The 18629-nt window shown below is 37.1% G+C and carries 20 protein-coding genes; 16 read left to right on the top strand and 4 right to left on the bottom strand.

The annotated features are described in order from the left end of the window. Nucleotides 1–33: 33 nt before the first annotated feature. Both IEV17_RS00525 and IEV17_RS00520 read right to left on the bottom strand, forming a co-directional pair. Nucleotides 34–936, bottom strand: a complete 903-nt coding sequence (locus IEV17_RS00525) for an alpha/beta fold hydrolase (RefSeq protein WP_004662267.1) — start codon at nucleotides 934–936, stop codon at nucleotides 34–36. Next, complete coding sequence (locus IEV17_RS00520; protein ID WP_004662266.1) at nucleotides 936–1496, bottom strand: PadR family transcriptional regulator; 561 nt, start codon at nucleotides 1494–1496, stop codon at nucleotides 936–938. The genes IEV17_RS00525 and IEV17_RS00520 overlap by 1 nt, the downstream gene beginning before the upstream one ends. Before the next feature lie 124 nt (nucleotides 1497–1620). On the opposite strand from IEV17_RS00520, the gene IEV17_RS00515 reads away from it, so the two are divergent. From IEV17_RS00515 to IEV17_RS00500, 4 genes are all read left to right on the top strand, one after another. Next, complete coding sequence (locus IEV17_RS00515; RefSeq protein ID WP_004662263.1) at nucleotides 1621–3645, top strand: NADPH-dependent 2,4-dienoyl-CoA reductase; 2025 nt, start codon at nucleotides 1621–1623, stop codon at nucleotides 3643–3645. Nucleotides 3646–3717: 72 nt separating this feature from the next. Next, entirely contained in the window at nucleotides 3718–4134 is a 417-nt protein-coding gene (locus tag IEV17_RS00510; RefSeq protein ID WP_004662261.1) for a nuclear transport factor 2 family protein, read from the top strand. Between the two features lie 30 nt (nucleotides 4135–4164). Further along, nucleotides 4165–4884 (top strand): SGNH/GDSL hydrolase family protein, encoded by a 720-nt coding sequence (locus IEV17_RS00505; protein ID WP_004662258.1) that lies wholly within the window; start codon nucleotides 4165–4167, stop codon nucleotides 4882–4884. A gap of 19 nt (nucleotides 4885–4903) precedes the next feature. Continuing rightward, on the top strand, nucleotides 4904–5992 hold the full coding sequence (locus IEV17_RS00500; protein WP_004662256.1) for a YheT family hydrolase: 1089 nt from the start codon (nucleotides 4904–4906) through the stop codon (nucleotides 5990–5992). A 69-nt stretch (nucleotides 5993–6061) separates the two neighbouring features. Here the strand turns inward: IEV17_RS00500 and IEV17_RS00495 are convergent, their stop codons facing one another. After that, complete coding sequence (locus IEV17_RS00495) at nucleotides 6062–6508, bottom strand: hypothetical protein (RefSeq protein WP_004662254.1); 447 nt, start codon at nucleotides 6506–6508, stop codon at nucleotides 6062–6064. A gap of 371 nt (nucleotides 6509–6879) precedes the next feature. Here IEV17_RS00495 and pyrG point away from each other — a divergent pair, with 371 nt between their 5' ends. The 12 genes from pyrG to IEV17_RS00435 all read left to right on the top strand — a co-directional run bounded on the left by pyrG (nucleotide 6880) and on the right by IEV17_RS00435 (nucleotide 16579). Next, nucleotides 6880–8511 (top strand): CTP synthase, encoded by a 1632-nt coding sequence (gene pyrG / locus IEV17_RS00490; RefSeq protein WP_004662252.1) that lies wholly within the window; start codon nucleotides 6880–6882, stop codon nucleotides 8509–8511. 33 nt (nucleotides 8512–8544) lie between these two features. Next, on the top strand, nucleotides 8545–9402 hold the full coding sequence (kdsA, locus tag IEV17_RS00485) for a 3-deoxy-8-phosphooctulonate synthase (protein ID WP_004653722.1): 858 nt from the start codon (nucleotides 8545–8547) through the stop codon (nucleotides 9400–9402). A 44-nt stretch (nucleotides 9403–9446) separates the two neighbouring features. After that, a complete protein-coding gene (gene eno, locus IEV17_RS00480; RefSeq protein WP_004662250.1) occupies nucleotides 9447–10736 on the top strand; it encodes a phosphopyruvate hydratase in 1290 nt (429 codons plus the stop codon). A gap of 123 nt (nucleotides 10737–10859) precedes the next feature. Continuing rightward, nucleotides 10860–11231, top strand: coding sequence for a cell division protein FtsB (gene ftsB, locus IEV17_RS00475; protein ID WP_004662248.1), 372 nt, complete (start codon nucleotides 10860–10862; stop codon nucleotides 11229–11231). Then, nucleotides 11215–11919, top strand: coding sequence for a 2-C-methyl-D-erythritol 4-phosphate cytidylyltransferase (gene ispD, locus IEV17_RS00470; protein ID WP_004662246.1), 705 nt, complete (start codon nucleotides 11215–11217; stop codon nucleotides 11917–11919). The genes ftsB and ispD overlap by 17 nt, the downstream gene beginning before the upstream one ends. A 114-nt stretch (nucleotides 11920–12033) precedes the next feature. Continuing rightward, complete coding sequence (locus tag IEV17_RS00465; RefSeq protein WP_004662244.1) at nucleotides 12034–12510, top strand: DUF6438 domain-containing protein; 477 nt, start codon at nucleotides 12034–12036, stop codon at nucleotides 12508–12510. Between the two features lie 78 nt (nucleotides 12511–12588). Further along, nucleotides 12589–12831 carry a hypothetical protein gene (locus IEV17_RS00460; protein WP_004662242.1) on the top strand — a complete coding sequence of 81 codons (243 nt, stop codon included), beginning with the start codon at nucleotides 12589–12591 and terminating at the stop codon, nucleotides 12829–12831. 193 nt (nucleotides 12832–13024) lie between these two features. Continuing rightward, nucleotides 13025–13444, top strand: coding sequence for a YeeE/YedE family protein (locus IEV17_RS00455; protein WP_004662240.1), 420 nt, complete (start codon nucleotides 13025–13027; stop codon nucleotides 13442–13444). Then, nucleotides 13441–13851 (top strand): DUF6691 family protein, encoded by a 411-nt coding sequence (locus IEV17_RS00450; protein ID WP_004662238.1) that lies wholly within the window; start codon nucleotides 13441–13443, stop codon nucleotides 13849–13851. Before IEV17_RS00455 ends, IEV17_RS00450 begins: the two co-directional genes overlap by 4 nt. 265 nt (nucleotides 13852–14116) lie before the next feature. Next, on the top strand, nucleotides 14117–15319 hold the full coding sequence (locus tag IEV17_RS00445) for an alkane 1-monooxygenase (RefSeq protein ID WP_004662237.1): 1203 nt from the start codon (nucleotides 14117–14119) through the stop codon (nucleotides 15317–15319). Nucleotides 15320–15321: 2 nt separating this feature from the next. Beyond that, nucleotides 15322–15486: a rubredoxin gene (locus IEV17_RS00440; protein WP_004662235.1), complete on the top strand. Its 165-nt coding sequence runs from the start codon at nucleotides 15322–15324 to the stop codon at nucleotides 15484–15486. Beyond that, on the top strand, nucleotides 15476–16579 hold the full coding sequence (locus IEV17_RS00435; RefSeq protein ID WP_227554442.1) for an AraC family transcriptional regulator: 1104 nt from the start codon (nucleotides 15476–15478) through the stop codon (nucleotides 16577–16579). Before IEV17_RS00440 ends, IEV17_RS00435 begins: the two co-directional genes overlap by 11 nt. Before the next feature lie 95 nt (nucleotides 16580–16674). Here the strand turns inward: IEV17_RS00435 and choxAB are convergent, their stop codons facing one another. Then, nucleotides 16675–18279 carry a cholesterol oxidase gene (choxAB, locus tag IEV17_RS00430; RefSeq protein ID WP_004662231.1) on the bottom strand — a complete coding sequence of 535 codons (1605 nt, stop codon included), beginning with the start codon at nucleotides 18277–18279 and terminating at the stop codon, nucleotides 16675–16677. Nucleotides 18280–18629: the final 350 nt, after the last annotated feature.

Below are 18629 nucleotides of genomic sequence, written 5' to 3'. Positions count from 1 at the left end.
CTTTTTGCTATTCAGGCTTAACTATTCTACAGATTATAGATTAAGAAATTGGCTAATCTCTTGGGTAAATTTTCTTGGCTCAGTAATTAGAGGCGTATGTCCAGAACGTTCGAAATAAACAGTTTTTGCATTTGCTAAACTGTTGGCTACTATAGTTTGTCCTGTTTCTGAGTACAATGAAGATTCACGACCGATGAAGAAGGTAGTCGGGCAAGTGATATGGCTAATTGCTTCTCGATAATCTTCGTCATGATTTAAATAATTTTCAACATACCAAAGTAAGTAATCAAGACGTTGAATAGGCAATAAGTATTTTTGTAATAATGGACGATTTAAAGCAATTTTAAAAATTTTAGGACTATATGTATTGCTGCTTTGTAGCTCAATAAACGCTCCCCATAAACTGACTAGCTTAAAGCGTATTTCTTTGGGTAAATCTTCCAGTATTACAGCGTCTTTGTATTCCAATAATAAAGTCTGAATATCAAGGAGTAAGTTTTTAAATTGCGAATGTTTCTGACCAAATAACCCATATTGCCAAGTTTCATCGACCGAAATCTTGGGTGTTTGGTCGATATGTAAATAGGCTTTGAGCTTTGACCCTAAATCGCCATGTTTCATACCATGCATTGCAGTTGTTGCCCCCATGGAATAACCCATCAGGATAAATTGGTCTAATTTTAATTGTTTAATAAGTGCATCTATATCATTCCAATGACTCGAAATGGCGTCAGTATTTGGTATAGCACAATCTTTTGAACCACCAAAACCACGCCAATCTGGAATAATAAATTCGTATTTTTTGCGACTCGCAAATAAAAAAGGAAGCCATTGCCAACTTTGCATACCTAGTCCTGAGAGTACGAGTACAGGTTCACCTTCACCCACACGACGTACAAATAATTTTTCTTGGTCAGGCATGGTATAAAACGGCATTATTTTTCTCCAATTTCGTTTGTTTGTTCGAACTTTTTAAGCTGAGGAATCATTTGTTCTAACCATCTTATCCATTCGATTTCTTTAATGATACCGAGTTCCAGAATCATTTTATGAATAAATAAGACACGATTAGTAGGTTCATTATTCTTAAAGTCTTTATCATGGATTGTTTGATAAAGACTAAGTTTTTCTTTATGAAGCTCTAGATGCCGTTCAAGTTCAGGCAAAATATTATTGCCGCCAAGCTGTGCTTCTGCTCTTAATCTGACCATGAGGTCATCACGGAGTTGAGCAGGTTCGCTCTGTTGTTCAATCCATGAAGCCAGTTGTATTCTTCCAAGTTGTTCAACTTGATAAGTTTTTTTACGGCTATTGGCAGCTTGTTCTTCTAATGTAGAAATCCATCCTTTTTTCAGCATTCCATTGAGTTCGCGGTAAATTTGCTGATGAGTCGCGTTCCAAAAGAAGCCCATTGAACGGTCAAAACGACGAGCTAAATCAAAACCTGTACTTGGTTTCTCTAATAAGCTTGTCAATAAAACATGGGCAAGTGACATGATGATCCGTAATAAAAAATGACTCATCAGAATTATGCAATATGTTGCATAAAAATCAAATCTTGTTTATAACTTTATGCAACAAGTTGCATTAGCAAGCAGATTGCTAGCCAAAGGAGAAAACATGTCAGCTTATCCACATTTATTACAACCACTTGACTTGGGGTTTACCACATTAAAGAACCGTGTGCTTATGGGCTCTATGCATATTGGTTTAGAGGAAGCACCTCAAGGCTATGAACGTATGGCTGCATTTTATGCAGAACGTGCCAAAGGTGGTGTAAGTCTGATTGTAACTGGCGGTGTTTCTCCAAATGATGATGGTGTTGTATTTGCGCATGGTACAAAATTAGATACAGTCGAAGAAGCTGAAAAGCATAAAGTTGTTACTCAAGCTGTACATGAGGCTGGTGGAAAGATCGCAATGCAAATTTTGCATACAGGGCGTTATTCTTATCAAGCAAATAATGTTGCGCCATCAGCGATTCAAGCACCTATTAATCCGATTAAACCAAAAGCCCTCAGTTCAGCAGAAGTTCAGCAAACGATTGATGATTTTGCAAACTGTGCCAAGCTTGCACAATATGCAGGTTACGATGGCGTTGAAATCATGGGTTCAGAAGGTTACTTGATTAATGAATTCATTGCTGCTCGTACTAACCACCGTGATGATGAATGGGGCGGTAGTTATGAAAATCGTATCCGCTTTCCTATTGAAATCGTTAAACGTACTCGTGACTTAGTTGGCGAAAACTTTATTATTATTTATCGTTTATCGATGCTTGATTTAGTCGAAGGTGGTTCAAGTTTAGAAGAAGTTGTACAACTTGCTAAAGAAATTGAAAAAGCAGGTGCAACAATTATCAATACAGGGATTGGTTGGCACGAAGCACGTATTCCAACGATTGCAACGAAAGTACCACGTGCTGCATTTACATGGGTAACTGAAAAGCTAAAAGGCTCAGTTTCAATTCCTTTAATCACATCGAACCGTATCAATACACCTGAAATGGCTGAACATGTACTGGCTTCAGGTCATGCAGATATGATTTCGATGGCTCGCCCAATGTTGGCTGATGCCGATTTTGTATTGAAAGCGAGTGAAGGTCGTAGTGATGAAATTAATACGTGTATTGGTTGTAACCAAGCATGTTTAGATCATATTTTCTCAATGAAGATTGCAACATGCTTAGTCAATCCACGTGCATGTTATGAAACTGAGCTGATTTTTAAAGAAACAAATGCAATAAAAAATATTGCAGTAATTGGCGCAGGTCCAGCGGGTCTAAGTTTTGCAATGTATGCAGCGAGTCGTGGCCATAAAGTTAAAGTGTTTGATTCAAATAATCAGATTGGTGGTCAGTTTAATATCGCTAAGACTATTCCCGGTAAAGAAGAATTTTACGAAACTTTACGCTATTTCAAACGTCAGATTGAGTTACAGCCGAATATTGAGCTGGTACTCAATCATACAGTGACTTATGAAGAACTCAGCCAAGCTAATTATGATGAGATTGTTGTTGCAACAGGGGTAACACCGCGTCAATTACAATTTGAAGGTATTGATCATCCAAAAGTATTGAGCTACATCCAAGTATTAAAAGAGCGTGTTCCAGTCGGTAAGCGTGTTGCGATTATTGGTGCTGGTGGTATTGGCTTTGATACAGCGGAGTATTTAAGCCATGAAGGTGATAGTGGTAGTTTGAATCCTGAAAAATTCTATGCGGAGTGGGGTATTGATACGAGCTATGCCCATGTAGGTGGTTTAAAGCAACCTGAGCTAGAGAAATCTGAACGTGAGATTTACTTATTACAACGTAAAACAGCAGCTGTTGGTGCTGGATTAGGTAAAACGACTGGTTGGATTCATCGTACAGGCTTAAAACATCGCGATGTGAAAATGATTGCTGGTGCAAGTTACGACAAAGTGGATGATCAAGGTTTACATATTACCGTAAATGGTCAGACCACAGTTTTAGACGTTGATAATGTTGTGATTTGTGCTGGTCAAGAATCATATACAGCAATGTTCGATCAACTTAAAGCAGATGGTAAGAATGTTCACTTGATTGGTGGTGCGAAGGAAGCTGGTGAATTAGACGCTAAACGTGCGATTCGTCAAGGTGCTGAGTTAGCAGCAGTTCTATAAGTAAAAGATGAGACATTCTCTATGTTAAGAGAATGTCTCAAACTTCATTAGCTAAAATATAAGGAAATTACAATGACAATCGAAATAACCAAGCAAGCGCTAGAAAAATGGCATCAGATGATCAAAACAGGTGACCTTTCAAATTTAAATGATTTATTAGCTGACGATGTGGTATTTCGTTCACCTGTTGCTTTTAAGCCTTATGAAGGAAAACATGTAGTTTTCTTCATTTTAACGAATGTGATTCAGGTGTTTGAAAACTTTACTTATCACCGTGAGTTCTACACTGAAGATGGTGAAAATGTCGTGTTGGAGTTCAGTGCTAATGTAAGTGGAAAATCGCTTAAAGGTATTGATATGGTTCGTTTTAATGCGCAGGGGAAAATCATTGATTTTGAAGTGATGATTCGTCCAATGAGTGGTTTGGCAGCTTTAGCAGAAAAGATGGGTGCACGATTCGCACAATATCAGCCAAACGCATCTCAGTAAAATAGCCTAAGTAATATTGAGATCATTAATATGTGGTTAAAACTTTCAACTTTTGCATTATTACCTGTAATTGTAATACAGGGTGTGAATGTTCGTAAAAACACACCACGACTTTTAGAAGCGAGTGGTGATCGTGATGGTCTTATTGGACAAGGACAGCCACTCTCTTTACTAATTTTAGGCGATTCAGCAGCAGCTGGGGTTGGTGTTGAGACCCAGCAAGATGCTTTATCTGGTGCGATTATTTCAGAATTAAAAAAGGAATATTTGTTGCACTGGAAATTGCATGCAAAAACTGGTGATACAACAAAACAAGTTTATCAAGCGATCCAGCAATTAGAACCCAAAAAATATGATGTAGTCGTCACTTCAGTTGGTGTTAATGATGTGACTAAATTAATTTCTGCTAAAACTTGGATAAAACAACAAAAACAATTATTTACTCAAATACAAAATCATTTTCAGCCAAAATTGATTATTGTGTCTGGAGTCCCGCCAATGCAGCATTTTCCTGCATTACCCAATCCATTAGCATGGTTATTTGGGCAATATGCAGAACAAATGAATCAAACATTAAAACAGTGGTTAGCGCCACAGCCACAATTTAGATTTATTGAATACGATATTAAAAATTTTCAGGCGATGAATTTATCTATGGCAAGTGATGGCTTTCATCCAAGTAAAGAAATCTATGCTATGTGGGGGCAACAGGTCGCGACATTGGTGCGACAAACATTTACTCGTGGTTAGATAGAGGTTTTTATTGAATATGGGTATATCTGCTTTAGATAAAATTAAAGTTTTAGGCTCTGAGCTGCTTGATTCTGTACTTGGTGCCGAGCAACCCAAAATGTACTATGACCCGAAAGGGAAAATAAAAGACGTTTTGGAAAAATTACCTCAGTTAAAGAAAAAGTATCGCCCAACACCTTGGCTTAGTAATACTCATGTACATCTTTTATATTTTGATATCATTAGAAAAAAAACAATTAAGCTTGAATACGACCGCATTGACCAACTCATCATGCAAGATGGTGGCGTTACTGCAGTTGCGTGGTATGGTTATAATCTTCCGGCCGAAACGCCTACAATCGTAATTATGCATACGATTACAGGTACGCCAGAAAGTATGCGTGAACTTGTTAAAGACTTACATGCATATACGGGTTGGCGAATTGCACTTTGTTTACGCCGTGGACATGCAGGTTTACCTATGCCAGTACCTCGTATTTCTCTTTTTGGTTTGACTGACGATTTACGAGAGCAACTGAACCATATTCAAACTCTTTTCCCAAAATCAGATTTGTATGCAGTAGGTTCGTCAGCAGGAACAGGACTTTTAGTGCGTTATCTTGGCGAGCAAGGCCTCGACACACCATTTAAAGCAGCTTTTGCAATGTGTCCTGGCTATAACACTGAAATTGGCTTTAAAAATGTACATCCTTTTTATAGTAAAATGATGACTAAAAAATTATTCAAATACTTTATTTACCCTTATGAAAATACATGGAATCAGGTTGCTTCACTAAAAAAGGTATTAGCAACAACAAACTTAGAAGCCTTTGAGAAAGAATATTTCGAAATGGCAGGTTTTGAAGATTATCAAAGTTACTGTAAAGCAATTAATCCAATTTATGTATTGGAGAATATTAAAATTCCATTGATGGTGCTGAATGCAGAAGATGATCCTGTTTGTTCAATTAAAAATTTAGAGCCTTATAAAGAGGCTATTCAGCAAATGGAAAATATTGCTGTAGTTACAACAAAGAAAGGAAGCCACTGTGGTTTTTACGAAAGTTTAGAAGTGAAATCGTGGGCATCACGACTGATGGCAGACTTTTTTAAACACTACTCCTAATTTCTAGGCTATAAAAAAACCACGAGTCGCTTTACAACGACTCATGGCTTTTTTGAGAAGTTAAATAAATTAATTATTTAATGCAGGTGTTGCTGCTGCAATCGCTGCCGCAACTGCATCGTCTTCAGTTTGTGCTGGAGCGGGTTTGACTACTTTAGGTTGTTCAACTTTCGCTGGTTTCTGTTCAGTTTGCGCAGGTTTTGGTTGTTCAGCTTGTGCCGTTGTTGTCTCTTCTGCTGTTTGAGCTGGGCGAGTTTCACGACGAATTTCTGTAGTTGTATTTGGCGTTTCTTCTCTACTCATCTCAATCACTGGAGCTGGCGTTGCTGGTTTATCTACGCTTTCCAAAGGCTGAAATTCTTGGTTTTGTTGTGGTTGAGATGCTGCTTGAGTCGTTTGTGCTTCAGAAGTTTGTTCTGATTGTTCTTCATTTTTTGGCTCTTCTTTTTTGACACAAGCAGTAAGTAATAGACCAGTTGCAAGCGCAGCACAAATTAAAAGTTTTTTATTCGCCATTGTTAAAGCTACATATTGAATGAAAGATGCCAGTGATTATACCAGTAAAATTAAATGAAAAAATCCCTAGGATTTATTGAGTTTGTTGATATTTTATAAATGCTTGCATCAGCATATCTGTTGAAACTGCAACATGTTCAAAATCTTCGAGTGAATTTATTTCACATCCAAAGTTGTTTTTATAAATTAAACGTAATTTATGGATGAAATATCCACAAATCCCATAAATTTTTATCGAAAATGCTGATAGAATAGTCAGTTGTTTATAGTTCTTTGAATTGATGCGGTTTGACTTTGCTTTATAGGGGCAGAGTACAGTAAAATTGCCCAACATTGTAGGCCGATTTCGGCTCGATTGTACGAGAAACTCAATGACCCATTTTATTTTTGTCACTGGTGGTGTGGTTTCATCACTAGGTAAAGGTATTTCTGCTGCTTCTGTTGCTGCACTTTTGGAAGCTCGTGGCTTGAAAGTCACTATGGTAAAAATGGATCCATACATTAATGTAGATCCAGGTACCATGAGCCCATTTCAGCACGGTGAAGTTTTCGTCACAGAGGATGGTGCTGAAACTGACTTAGATTTGGGATATTACGAACGTTTCTTACTTCGTGCGAAAATGACCAAACTGAATAACTTTACCAGCGGTCGTGTCTATCAAGACGTTTTGAATAAAGAACGTCGTGGTGATTACTTAGGTGGTACGGTTCAAGTTATTCCACATATTACAGATAATATTAAAGAACGTGTACTTCGCGCAGGTGAAGGTTACGACGTTGCGATCGTTGAGATTGGTGGTACAGTTGGTGATATCGAATCACTTCCTTTTATGGAATCAGTACGCCAGTTGATGGTAGAGCTTGGTCATAAACGTACCATGTTGATGCACTTGACGTTATTGCCATATATCAAATCTGCTGCTGAACTTAAAACTAAGCCAACCCAACATTCAGTTAAAGAACTTCTTTCGATCGGTATTCAGCCAGATATCTTAATCTGCCGTACTGAATATGATGTTGACGTTGATACTAAACGTAAAATTGCATTGTTCACCAATGTTGAAGCGCGTGCCGTTGTCGTCTGTAAAGATGCAAAAACAATTTATCAAATTCCACGTACATTTTACGAACAAAATGTTGACGATTTAATTTGTGAACGTTTTGGTTACAGCGATCTTCCAGAAGCAAATCTTGAAGATTGGGATAATGTGGTAGAAGCATTATTGAACCCTGAATACACGGTTCGTGTTGCGATGGTTGGTAAATATGTTGAATTACCAGATGCTTATAAATCTGTAAATGAAGCACTTTTACATGCAGGTATTCAAAATCGTGTTAAAGTTCAGATTGACTACGTCAATGCTGAAGACCTTGAACAGCAAGATATGAGTATTTTGAGCACTGCTGATGCGATTTTAGTACCAGGTGGTTTCGGTGAGCGTGGTACTGAAGGCAAAATGAAAGCCATTCAATATGCACGTGAAAACAAGATTCCATTCCTTGGTATTTGTCTAGGTATGCAGTTGGCTGTAATTGAGTATGCACGCAATGTTGCAGGTATGCCTGAAGCGAGTTCAACTGAATTCAATCGCTCAACTAAGTATCCACTCATTGGTTTAATCACTGAATGGTTAGATGAACGTGGTGAATTACAACAACGCAGTCTTGAGTCAGATCTTGGCGGTACGATGCGTTTGGGTGCACAAAAGTCTGAATTGGTTGAGGGCACGAAAACACGTGCAGTCTATGGTAAAGCTGAAATTACAGAGCGTCACCGTCATCGCTATGAAATGAATGATCGTTTCATTCCTACACTTGAACAAGCGGGCATGAAAATTTCAGGTTATTCATCAGTACAACATTTAGTTGAAACTGTAGAAATTCCTGAACATCCTTGGTTTATTGCTGTACAATTCCACCCAGAATTTACAAGCTCGCCACGTGATGGTCATCCATTATTTGCTGGTTTCATTGAAGCTGCAAAAAAACAGCATCAAAAGTAAGTACTAAGTTTTAAATAAACTGGGAAAGTTTGAATGTCACAATTAAAACCACAAGAAGTTGTACGTTTAGGCGATATACAAATGGCAAATCATTTGCCATTTGTATTATTTGGCGGAATGAACGTATTAGAGTCAAAAGATTTAGCATTTGAAATTGCTGAAACTTATGTTGATATTTGCAAACGCTTAGATATTCCTTATGTATTTAAGGCAAGCTTTGATAAAGCAAACCGTTCAAGCCTGAACTCTTATCGAGGACCAGGTTTGGAAAAAGGGATTGAATGGCTTGCAGACATTAAAAAACATTTTAATGTGCCAATTATTACGGACGTTCATGAACCTTACCAAGCAGCGCCTGTTGCTGAAGTTGCGGACATTATCCAACTCCCAGCTTTCTTAAGTCGCCAGACGGATCTTGTTGAAGCAATGGCAAAAACTCAAGCCATTATCAATATCAAAAAAGCACAATTCTTAGCACCACACGAAATGCGCCATATTTTGCATAAATGTTTGGAAGCTGGAAACGATAAACTCATTCTTTGTGAACGTGGTTCAGCATTTGGCTATAACAACTTAGTTGTAGATATGCTTGGCTTCGACATCATGAAAGAAATGAACGTACCCGTATTCTTTGATGTAACGCATGCATTGCAAACGCCTGGTGGACGTGCTGACTCTGCTGGTGGTCGCCGTGCTCAAATCACGACTTTAGCGCGTGCAGGTATGGCAACAGGTTTAGCGGGTCTGTTCTTGGAAGCACATCCAGAACCTGAAATCGCAAAATGTGATGGACCGTGTGCTTTGCGTTTATCTCAGCTTGAGCCATTCTTGGCGCAATTAAAAGAATTGGATACTTTAGTTAAAGGATTCAAAAAGTTAGATACCCATTGATGTAATTGTTTACATCTTATTTTCATTCAACAGAGGAATTGTTCATGAGCCAAATCGTTGACATCCGCGCACGTGAAATTTTGGACTCTCGTGGTAACCCAACCATCGAAGCAGACGTTATTTTAGAATCTGGGGTTGTGGGTCGTGCATGTGCACCATCTGGTGCTTCGACTGGTTCTCGTGAAGCTTTAGAACTTCGTGATGGCGACAAAGCACGCTATTTAGGTAAAGGTGTTAAAAATGCGGTTAATAACGTAAACACTTTAATCCGTGATGCTTTAGTGGGTAAATCAGTATTTGAACAAAAAGACATCGATAACACGATGATCGAGCTTGATGGTACTGAAAACAAAGAAAAATTAGGTGCTAACGCAACTCTAGCTGTTTCTTTGGCTGCTGCTCGCGCTGCTGCTACTGAAAAGAAAATTCCTCTTTTCCAATACATCGCAGACTTGCGTGGTCAAACAACTTTGAGCATGCCTGTGCCAATGATGAACATCATTAATGGTGGTTCACATGCAGACAATAACGTTGATATTCAAGAGTTCATGATTGAGCCAGTTGGTTTCACTTCATTCTCTGAAGCATTACGTGCAGGTGCTGAAATCTTCCATTCTCTAAAATCAGTTTTAAACAAAAAAGGTTTAAACACTGCTGTAGGTGATGAAGGTGGTTTTGCTCCGAACTTGCGTTCAAATGAAGAAGCTATCACTGTTATTCTTGAAGCGATTGGTCAAACGGGTTACAAAGCGGGTTCTGACATTATGTTAGCACTTGACTGTGCATCTTCAGAATTTTACAAAAATGGTCAATATATTCTTGCAGGTGAAGGTAATAAAGCATTCACAAGCAACCAGTTCTCTGATTATTTAGCTGGTCTTGTAAACCAATATCCAATCATTTCAATTGAAGATGGTCTTGATGAGTCTGACTGGGAAGGTTGGAGTTACTTAACATCAATCCTTGGTGACAAAATCCAATTGGTTGGCGACGATTTATTCGTAACTAATCCTAAAATTTTACAACGTGGTATTAATGAGAAAGTCGGTAACTCGATTCTAATCAAATACAACCAGATTGGTACATTGACTGAAACTTTAGATGCAATCTATCTTGCGAAAGCGAATGGTTATAGCACTGTAATCTCACACCGTTCAGGTGAAACTGAAGATTCAACAATTGCTGACTTGGCAGTAGGTACAGCAGCTGGTCAAATCAAGACGGGTTCACTATGCCGTTCTGACCGTGTAGCGAAATATAACCAATTACTTCGTATTGAAGAATTAACGAAAGCAGTTTACCGCGGTAAAGCTGAATTCAAAGGTCTAAACTAAGGTCATTTATCTATGTTGAACACTTCTGATCATCGTTCTTTACAAAAGAGAGAAACTCTGCAAATTCATAATCATATAGAATTTACAGATAATCTTCTTTTAAGAAGGATGTAGGAGTTTTTCATGATAGAAATGTTTCGATCGACCTCGAGTAAATTGATTCTAGTGCTTGTCATCGCTTTGGTGACAAGTTTACAGTATCAATTCTGGCTAGGTGAGGGAGGGTATTTTCCTCATCAAGCCTTGACTCAACAGATTAAACAACAAGCAGAAGTAAATACGGAGCTTAAAGAGCGCAATCGTATTTTAGCAGCCGAAGTTTTCGACTTAAAAAATGGAACGGAAGCGATTGAAGAACATGCACGTTTGGATTTAGGTTTGGTTAAACCTAATGAAACTTTTGTGCAGATGAGCACAATTAGTACGCATTATAAACCGATTTATATTGATCCAAATGCAAAAATAGATGCAGCAACAAATGAAAACCCAGACTAAGCTGTGGGCGGTTGTTCCAGCCGCAGGTTCAGGCAGTCGTTTTTCAAAAACTGAATTAAAACAATATCAATATATTCAAAATCGCACTGTGCTTGAGCATACAGTTAATCGATTAAATGCACTAGATTTAGCTGGTTGTGTACTTGCAATCGGTGAGAATGATAATTTTGCTAGAACACTTTCTTTTGATCATAAAGAGAAATTACATTTTTGTTTAGGTGGAGTCGAACGAGTAAATTCTGTGCTCAATGCATTAATTTACTTATCTGATATCGCGGATGAAAATGATTGGGTATTGGTGCATGATGCAGCCCGTCCTTGCGTTACGCGCGCTAATTTAGAGCAATTGGTTAATTCTGCAATAAAACATAATCAAAGTGCAATTTTGGCTATTCCAGTACGTGATACTTTAAAACAAGTGCGTGTTGAACATCAGATTGAAAAAACTGTAAGTCGCGAGCTGTTGTGGCAAGCACAGACGCCACAGATCGCAAAATTAAAAATATTAAAAAATGCGCTTGAAACAGCATTGATAGATCATATGACGATTACTGATGAAGCAAGTGCATTAGAATACGCTGATTTTCCTGTACAAGTAGTACAAGGTCGTTCAGACAATATTAAAATTACTTATCCTGATGATTTAGAACTTGCACAGTTAATTCTTCAATCACAGATTTGTCTTTAATTTTAGATTTAAATAGCCTAAGTAAATTTTATTTTATACTTTTACATCATTCTGAATGACAATAAAATGATGATTTGTTAGATTAAAAAAACATAATTTATAATTGGTTAACAAATGAAAAAATTATTAATCTTAAGTCTTTTTGCTTTTTCTTTAGTAGGATGTGCATCTACACCATCAGAAACTTCAAACACTGTACAGGAAACGATACGTTATTCATCAAGTCCTTGTTTTGGTGCTTGTCCAATTTATTCGGTAGAAATCTCACCTTCTGGAACAGTGAATTTCAATGGTAAGCAATATACTAAAGTGACGGGTACTCAGACGTTAACAATAGATCCTTCGGTATATAAAAAATTACAACAGGAGTTGAAAACTTATCGTCCAGAAACAGGTGCAAACGTTAAAACAACTGGCTGCCAGCAAACAGCAACTGATCAACCGAGTGCATATTTTGTTTGGATTCGACCAGATGGAACAACAACGAAATTAAGTCACTATACTGGTTGTATTTCACCAGCAAATATAGAATTAAATAAACTGATTGATAAGCTTCCTAAATTGATTGGTATCGAAGATTTAGTACGCTAATGTCTACGAGGCTAAAATAGAAAATTTTGTTATTTATCTTAGCTCAAGTATAAGCAGAACCATGCGGAGAAGTCTTAAATGACAGCTTTTACAATCATGAAAATGAGTATGCAAGAAGAAGATTATCCTCCAAGTCTTGCTGTAGAAGCATTCCGCAATGCGTTCAAGCAAGCCAGTCTTCGACTGTGGTATTGTGAAAAATCATCTTTTCTTGGAACCATCGTTGAGATGGTGAAATTGGTATCATTAAAAATATATCAATACCTTATAAGACCCAAGAAAAACAAGCCTTTGTATGTTTTAATGCGACAAATATGGTGAAAAATCAGCATTTTTCTGAAATTTAAAAAGCAGAAAATTACGCAAGCTAAATTATATTGTAAATGATTTTTCTATTTGATTTGTTAAGTGAGCATTGGCTGAATTTGAATGGAAATTCTGTAACAATAAAGCGCTTTAATTATTATACTTAATAATATAATATAAAAATATATAATGTTTTTGCGGATCAATTATGTCTAGCATTATTTCTGCTTTAATCGGTGGTGGAATTTTAGGGCTTGCAGTCGTTGGCTATTTATATGTGAATGGTCGCATTACAGGTATTAGTGGATTACTGTCTCAATTATTACAACCCAAGCTATTGGTTCGAAGCTCGGCTATGTGGTTCTTATTGGGGTTACTGATCACGCCATTTATATACCAGATCTTTGTAACACCAGACATTGTTATTAAATCATCTCCAATTGGATTGATTATTGCTGGTTTATTGGTTGGTTTTGGTACTCGTTTGGGTTCAGGTTGTACAAGTGGGCATGGGATCTGCGGGATCAGCCGCCTATCTATACGCTCCATGATTGCTACAGTTACATTCATGTTAGCTGGAATAATAACTGTATATGTTATTCGTCATATCTTTGGAGCTGCGCTATGAAGAATGCACTTGCTTTTGTATTTGGTAGCTTGTTTGCGCTAGGCTTGCTGGTTTCAGGAATGTCTAATCCTGAAAAAGTTTTAGGTTTTCTTGATATTTTTGGACAATGGGATATAAGTTTAATGTTCGTCATGATGGGTGCAATCATTGTGGCAATTATTCCATTCCAAAAAGCGATTCGAAATCCGAAAACGATCTTTGGTGAGGAAATATCATTACCAATGAATACCCATATTGATAAAAAGTTAATTCTTGGTTCGAGTCTTTTTGGAGTGGGTTGGGGAATTGCTGGTATTTGCCCAGCACCAGCCATTACATTGATCGGATTAGGTTATTCTCAAGCTTGGTATTTTATTGGTGCAATGCTGTTAGGTATGTTTGTACATCGTTTGTGGGCCGAACGATAGGCATCAAGCGATTGGGATCGTATCATCAATTAAGTCACATGAAATAGATGTGGCTTGATTATATAAAATCAATATTTAATAAAATGTTAGTTAAATAAAGAGCTGTAGAATTAAGGTTAGATTAGAATAAAAACGTATTCCTGAATGTGCATTACAAAAACTATTTTGTCTTTTTAAGAATAGTCTTTGTCTTAAATTGGAAATTCACCATCTAAAGAATATTGAATCATAGTACCAACCAAAGATAAATTTGTGAGGTTGCTATATGAATGCTATTCATCAGATCGAAACTAATGTTCCAAAGTTTAAAGATAAAAAAAGAAAGTTATGGATGTTAGGTCTCGTTATTCCAAATATTGCAAATGCTGCGATGTTAGGCTATCAATTTGGGCCGAAGCGTACCAAGAAGTTTTTTGCAGCCGCAGGGCCAATTGCACTTCATGGTCTGATTCCACTTATTGATAAATTTCTAGGTGAAGACTCAGAGAACCCTCCTGAAGAGGCAATAGCTGAATTAGAAGCAGACTCTTATTATGCAAAAATTGTGAATCTTTATATCCCATTACAATATACTGCAAATATTTATGGCAACTATATTGCCAGTCGGGATTCGACACCACTCTCTGATCGTATTCTGATTGGAACAACACTGGGTTTAGTGAATGGCGTCGCAATTAATACCGCACATGAGTTAAGTCATAAATCTGGAAAGTTACAACACTATTTATCGCATTTGTGTTTAGCACCCACAGGTTACAATCACTTTCGCATTGAACATCCTTATGGGCATCATTTGCGTGTTGCAACACCAGAAGACCCAGCTTCATCACAATTTGGTGAGTCTTTTTGGAAGTTTTGGCCGAGAACAGTCAGTGGTAGTTTTAAATCGGCAATTGAAATTGAAACCAGACGGTTAGAGAGAAAGGGCCTATCTTTTTGGTCAATATACAATGAGCTGCTACAGGGCTGGGCAATGTCTGCCGCTTATCATGGGTTAATGCTCAAAGCGTTTGGCAAAAATATTATTCCGACCCAAATCACGCAATCACTTTATGGAATTACGCTATTTGAAGCGGTTAACTATATGGAGCATTATGGGTTAAAACGACAAAAGCTAGAAAATGGTCGTTATGAGAGAACCATGCCTGTCCATAGTTGGAACAATAACAGCTTATTCAGCAATATTTTGTTGTATCAATTACAGCGTCATTCAGATCACCATGCTTATCCAACACGTAGTTATCAAGCATTACGTCATTATGAAAATGTACCGCAATTGCCAGCAGGATACACAAGCTTATTTTTACAAGTGTTTATACCCTCATATTGGTTTAGTATTATGGATAAGCAGGTGATTAATTATTACCAAGGGGATATTGATAAGATTAATGTCTATGAGCCAGCGAAAGAAACTGTTCTGCAAAAATATAATCAATATTTTCAAGCTCAAGCAACTGAGGCGCTCTAAACATGAAAAAATATCAATGTATCGTATGTGGATGGATTTATGATCAATCTCTAGGTCTGCCAGAAGATGGCATCAATGCAGGCACTGCGTGGGAAGATATTCCTGAGAGTTGGACATGTCCAGACTGCGGGGTATCTAAAGCAGATTTTGAGATGGTTGAAATCTAAAGTAGAAAGAAGCGGCAAGAACAAAACCTTGCCGTTGATCTATAAAGAAATTACAAAAATGAATAATCAAATCCCATATATCCCAGCAAGATATTATTTCAAGATACTTGATATATTAGAATCGAGAAATATTACGACTGAAGAAATATTATCTGAAATAAATATTGATCTAAAAAAATACCTAAGCTCACCTGACATGAAAATGAACCAAGAACAGGTTGAAAAATTCATTTCATTTTGTCTAAAGTTTCCACGTAATTATGATTTAGCATTTGAATTAGGACATTCTTTAAAAGTGAGTTCGCATAGCTTAGTTGGCTATGCGATTCTAACTAGTGAAAACTTAGAGCAAGCACTGATTTATATTTCTAAATATTTTTCTTTGATTATCCCTAGTTTTAAACTTTCATATTTTTATCATACCGATCAATCAATGGAATTGATTTGTGAGCCTGTGATTCAAATAGATACTTTATCTCTAAACTTCCATCTTGAGGCGATTGCGGTCGCTTTGCATTGTACGATTCATGAGTTGGTTGAGAATAGGTTATTGCCATATCATATTTTTATGTCAATCAATGAGCCGTTACATGGCTATCGGTATGCACATCTAAGCAAAGTGAAATTTCACTTTAATACTTTGAAAAAACCAAGCCTTAGAGTGCAATTGAGTGAAAAACTGATTAAACAAAAGCTACGTCTAGCTGATGAAGGAACACGTAAAGCGATTGAACTAAAGTGTCAGGAACAAATATATGAGATTAAGAACAATATTGATTTGGTGGTTTGGCTCAAACAACTATTTTTAAACTCTTCTGAAATTCCGAGTCTAGAAGACTGTGCAAAATTATTGAATATTTCGAGTAAAACATTGCAACGGAATTTAAAAGAGAAGGAGACCTCATATCAGGAATTAAAAAACACGGTCATTATTGATAAAGCTAAACAGATGTTGATTTCTTCTAATAAAAGTATGATTGAAATAGCTGAGGAGTTGGGTTATGCATCTGCTTCTAATTTTTCTCGCTCATTTAAGTTTTTTGTTGGTATTGCACCAACGATTTATCAAAAAAATATCAAAACTTATAACTGAGAAGTCTATTTAAATTTTTCTATAAGGCTGTTTTTAAATGGTGCAATTTATATTGCACCATGTCTATATTGAAAATATCTGAGAAAAGAATACTCTTAATTTTTAGGTGGTATAAACGACATTGCACGTTCTGCTAAGGCGGTAATGGTTAAACTTGGGTTCACACCTAAATTTGCGCCTAGCATTGCACCATCAATGATGTACATATTTTTATAATTAAACACGCGATTTTGTGCATCGATCACACCTTCTTCAGCCGAAGTTGCCATAGCGCAGCCACCCATGCAATGTGCGGTAAAGGGAATATTAAATAGTATTTCAGTTTTGGTTGTCATAGGATGCCCATTAAACATTTTGGCAACTTTTTCAGTAAAGGCATTTGCCTGCGGAATATAAACAGGTAAGGGCTGACCGTGTGAAGACAATGTTTTGCTAAAAGGCCACCACCAGTTTCTTTTTAATCTCATTTGAATTGATGCATCAACCGTTTGCATGACTAAAAAAATAAGTGTCTGTTTTGCAAAACCAAAAGGATTATTCATTTTCAAGAAGATTAGCGGATGGCAGATCAATGCCCATAACCATAACAAAATGCGTGAAAAACCTGGTTTTCCACCGACGAGGTGAGTTGTAAGCAAACCCATTCCATCTGAACCTTGTTGATAGCGAGTTGCTTCGATATGAGTATTATGATCAAGATAAATGCTTGAACCGATTGCTACACCTTGACTCATATCGACATGCTGATCAAAGAAACGAACGCCTAAAATGGACTCAGCATTGGTTCTGACTTGCGTACCTAATTGCTTGGAAATGTTGGGTAAAGTTTTATTATCTTTGAGACGTAGCAACAATTCTTGTGTTCCAAGAGATGAAGCTGAAAAAATGACGTTTTTAACCTGCCAAACTCGCTTATTTCGATGTCCCCATTGAGTTGAATTAATCGTGGTCACAGTATAGCCATCACTTCCATCGACTTTATTGTTTAGAGGGCGAATATCAATGACCTTTGTTTCAGCAAAAACTTTCGCGCCTTGTTTTTCAGCAAAATATAAATAGTTTTTATCTAGGGTATTTTTAGCATTATGTTTACAGCCCGTCATACAACCGCCACAAGCAGTACAGGTTGCGCGATCTGGACCTTTTCCATCGAAATAAGGATCGGGATAGGTTTTACCGCCTTGTTCACCTTGAGGGGGGAAGAAGGTTGCAACTCGTGTTGGTCTAAAGGTATGCCCAACACCAACAGCATCTCCCATTTTCTTGAGCATATGATCAGCAGGTCCAAATATTTTATTGTCCGTTACCCCCAACATTCTTTCTGCTTCAGCAAAATATTGAGGCATATCTTCTTTTAAGTGTGGGATTTTCCCCCAAGTACCTTCACTCCATACACTATCAGGAGGAACTAATAATGTATTGGCATAGGTGATAGAGCCACCGCCGACAGCATTGCCACAGATAATTGCAACATGCCTAAAAATATGTAAATTAAAAAATCCAAAGAAATTTATAGCAGGGCGCCAGATCCATTTTGGGGTATTCCAATTGGTTTTAGGAAAATCTTTCGCTTCCCAGCGTTTTCCCATTTCCATCACTGCGACGGAATATCCTTTTTCTGAAAGTCGATGTGCTGAGACACTTCCTCCAAATCCTGAACCAATAATGAGATAGTCAAAGTCATAATCATCTTTAATCATTTGGAAAAACTCCTACATTTCAGCGATTTATAATCTATCTGTGAGTTTGAATAATGACCATTTTTAAAGACTTTTTTGAAAAATGGAGTCTTATTAAAAGTGAGATAGATGAATAAGCTGAAAATTTCCATTGAATGGTTTTAAAAGTTCATCCTGATTTATTATTTTGTTGTTTGCATAGCAGAAAAAGACAATCAATATTCATAAATCGACATAAAATATTTTAGTGAAATTCAAATAGCCTAAGCAAATTTGAGTAATTTTAAAAGAATTAAAAGCAACGAAAGAAAAACAAAAAATTCTACAATAAGAACAAGCTAAGCTAAAACTACATTTCATTTTAGAACTTG

The sequence above is a fragment of the Acinetobacter modestus genome, assembly GCF_014636095.1.
Taxonomy (GTDB): Bacteria; Pseudomonadota; Gammaproteobacteria; order Pseudomonadales; family Moraxellaceae; genus Acinetobacter; species Acinetobacter modestus.
Note: the sequence above shows the minus strand (reverse complement) of the source record. Positions and strands in the feature narration are given on the sequence as shown.

Coding starts and splice junctions, on each gene's coding strand:
- IEV17_RS00515 (WP_004662263.1), top strand. CDS start 1,621: ATGTCAGCTTATCCACATTTATTACAACCACTTGACTTGGGGTTTACC.
- IEV17_RS00510 (WP_004662261.1), top strand. CDS start 3,718: ATGACAATCGAAATAACCAAGCAAGCGCTAGAAAAATGGCATCAGATG.
- choxAB (WP_004662231.1), bottom strand. CDS start 18,279: ATGATTAAAGATGATTATGACTTTGACTATCTCATTATTGGTTCAGGA.
- IEV17_RS00455 (WP_004662240.1), top strand. CDS start 13,025: ATGTCTAGCATTATTTCTGCTTTAATCGGTGGTGGAATTTTAGGGCTT.
- IEV17_RS00445 (WP_004662237.1), top strand. CDS start 14,117: ATGAATGCTATTCATCAGATCGAAACTAATGTTCCAAAGTTTAAAGAT.
- kdsA (WP_004653722.1), top strand. CDS start 8,545: ATGTCACAATTAAAACCACAAGAAGTTGTACGTTTAGGCGATATACAA.
- eno (WP_004662250.1), top strand. CDS start 9,447: ATGAGCCAAATCGTTGACATCCGCGCACGTGAAATTTTGGACTCTCGT.
- IEV17_RS00450 (WP_004662238.1), top strand. CDS start 13,441: ATGAAGAATGCACTTGCTTTTGTATTTGGTAGCTTGTTTGCGCTAGGC.
- IEV17_RS00520 (WP_004662266.1), bottom strand. CDS start 1,496: ATGTCACTTGCCCATGTTTTATTGACAAGCTTATTAGAGAAACCAAGT.
- IEV17_RS00460 (WP_004662242.1), top strand. CDS start 12,589: ATGACAGCTTTTACAATCATGAAAATGAGTATGCAAGAAGAAGATTAT.
- IEV17_RS00505 (WP_004662258.1), top strand. CDS start 4,165: ATGTGGTTAAAACTTTCAACTTTTGCATTATTACCTGTAATTGTAATA.
- IEV17_RS00525 (WP_004662267.1), bottom strand. CDS start 936: ATGCCGTTTTATACCATGCCTGACCAAGAAAAATTATTTGTACGTCGT.
- IEV17_RS00440 (WP_004662235.1), top strand. CDS start 15,322: ATGAAAAAATATCAATGTATCGTATGTGGATGGATTTATGATCAATCT.
- IEV17_RS00465 (WP_004662244.1), top strand. CDS start 12,034: ATGAAAAAATTATTAATCTTAAGTCTTTTTGCTTTTTCTTTAGTAGGA.
- pyrG (WP_004662252.1), top strand. CDS start 6,880: ATGACCCATTTTATTTTTGTCACTGGTGGTGTGGTTTCATCACTAGGT.
- IEV17_RS00495 (WP_004662254.1), bottom strand. CDS start 6,508: ATGGCGAATAAAAAACTTTTAATTTGTGCTGCGCTTGCAACTGGTCTA.
- IEV17_RS00500 (WP_004662256.1), top strand. CDS start 4,904: ATGGGTATATCTGCTTTAGATAAAATTAAAGTTTTAGGCTCTGAGCTG.
- ispD (WP_004662246.1), top strand. CDS start 11,215: ATGAAAACCCAGACTAAGCTGTGGGCGGTTGTTCCAGCCGCAGGTTCA.
- ftsB (WP_004662248.1), top strand. CDS start 10,860: ATGATAGAAATGTTTCGATCGACCTCGAGTAAATTGATTCTAGTGCTT.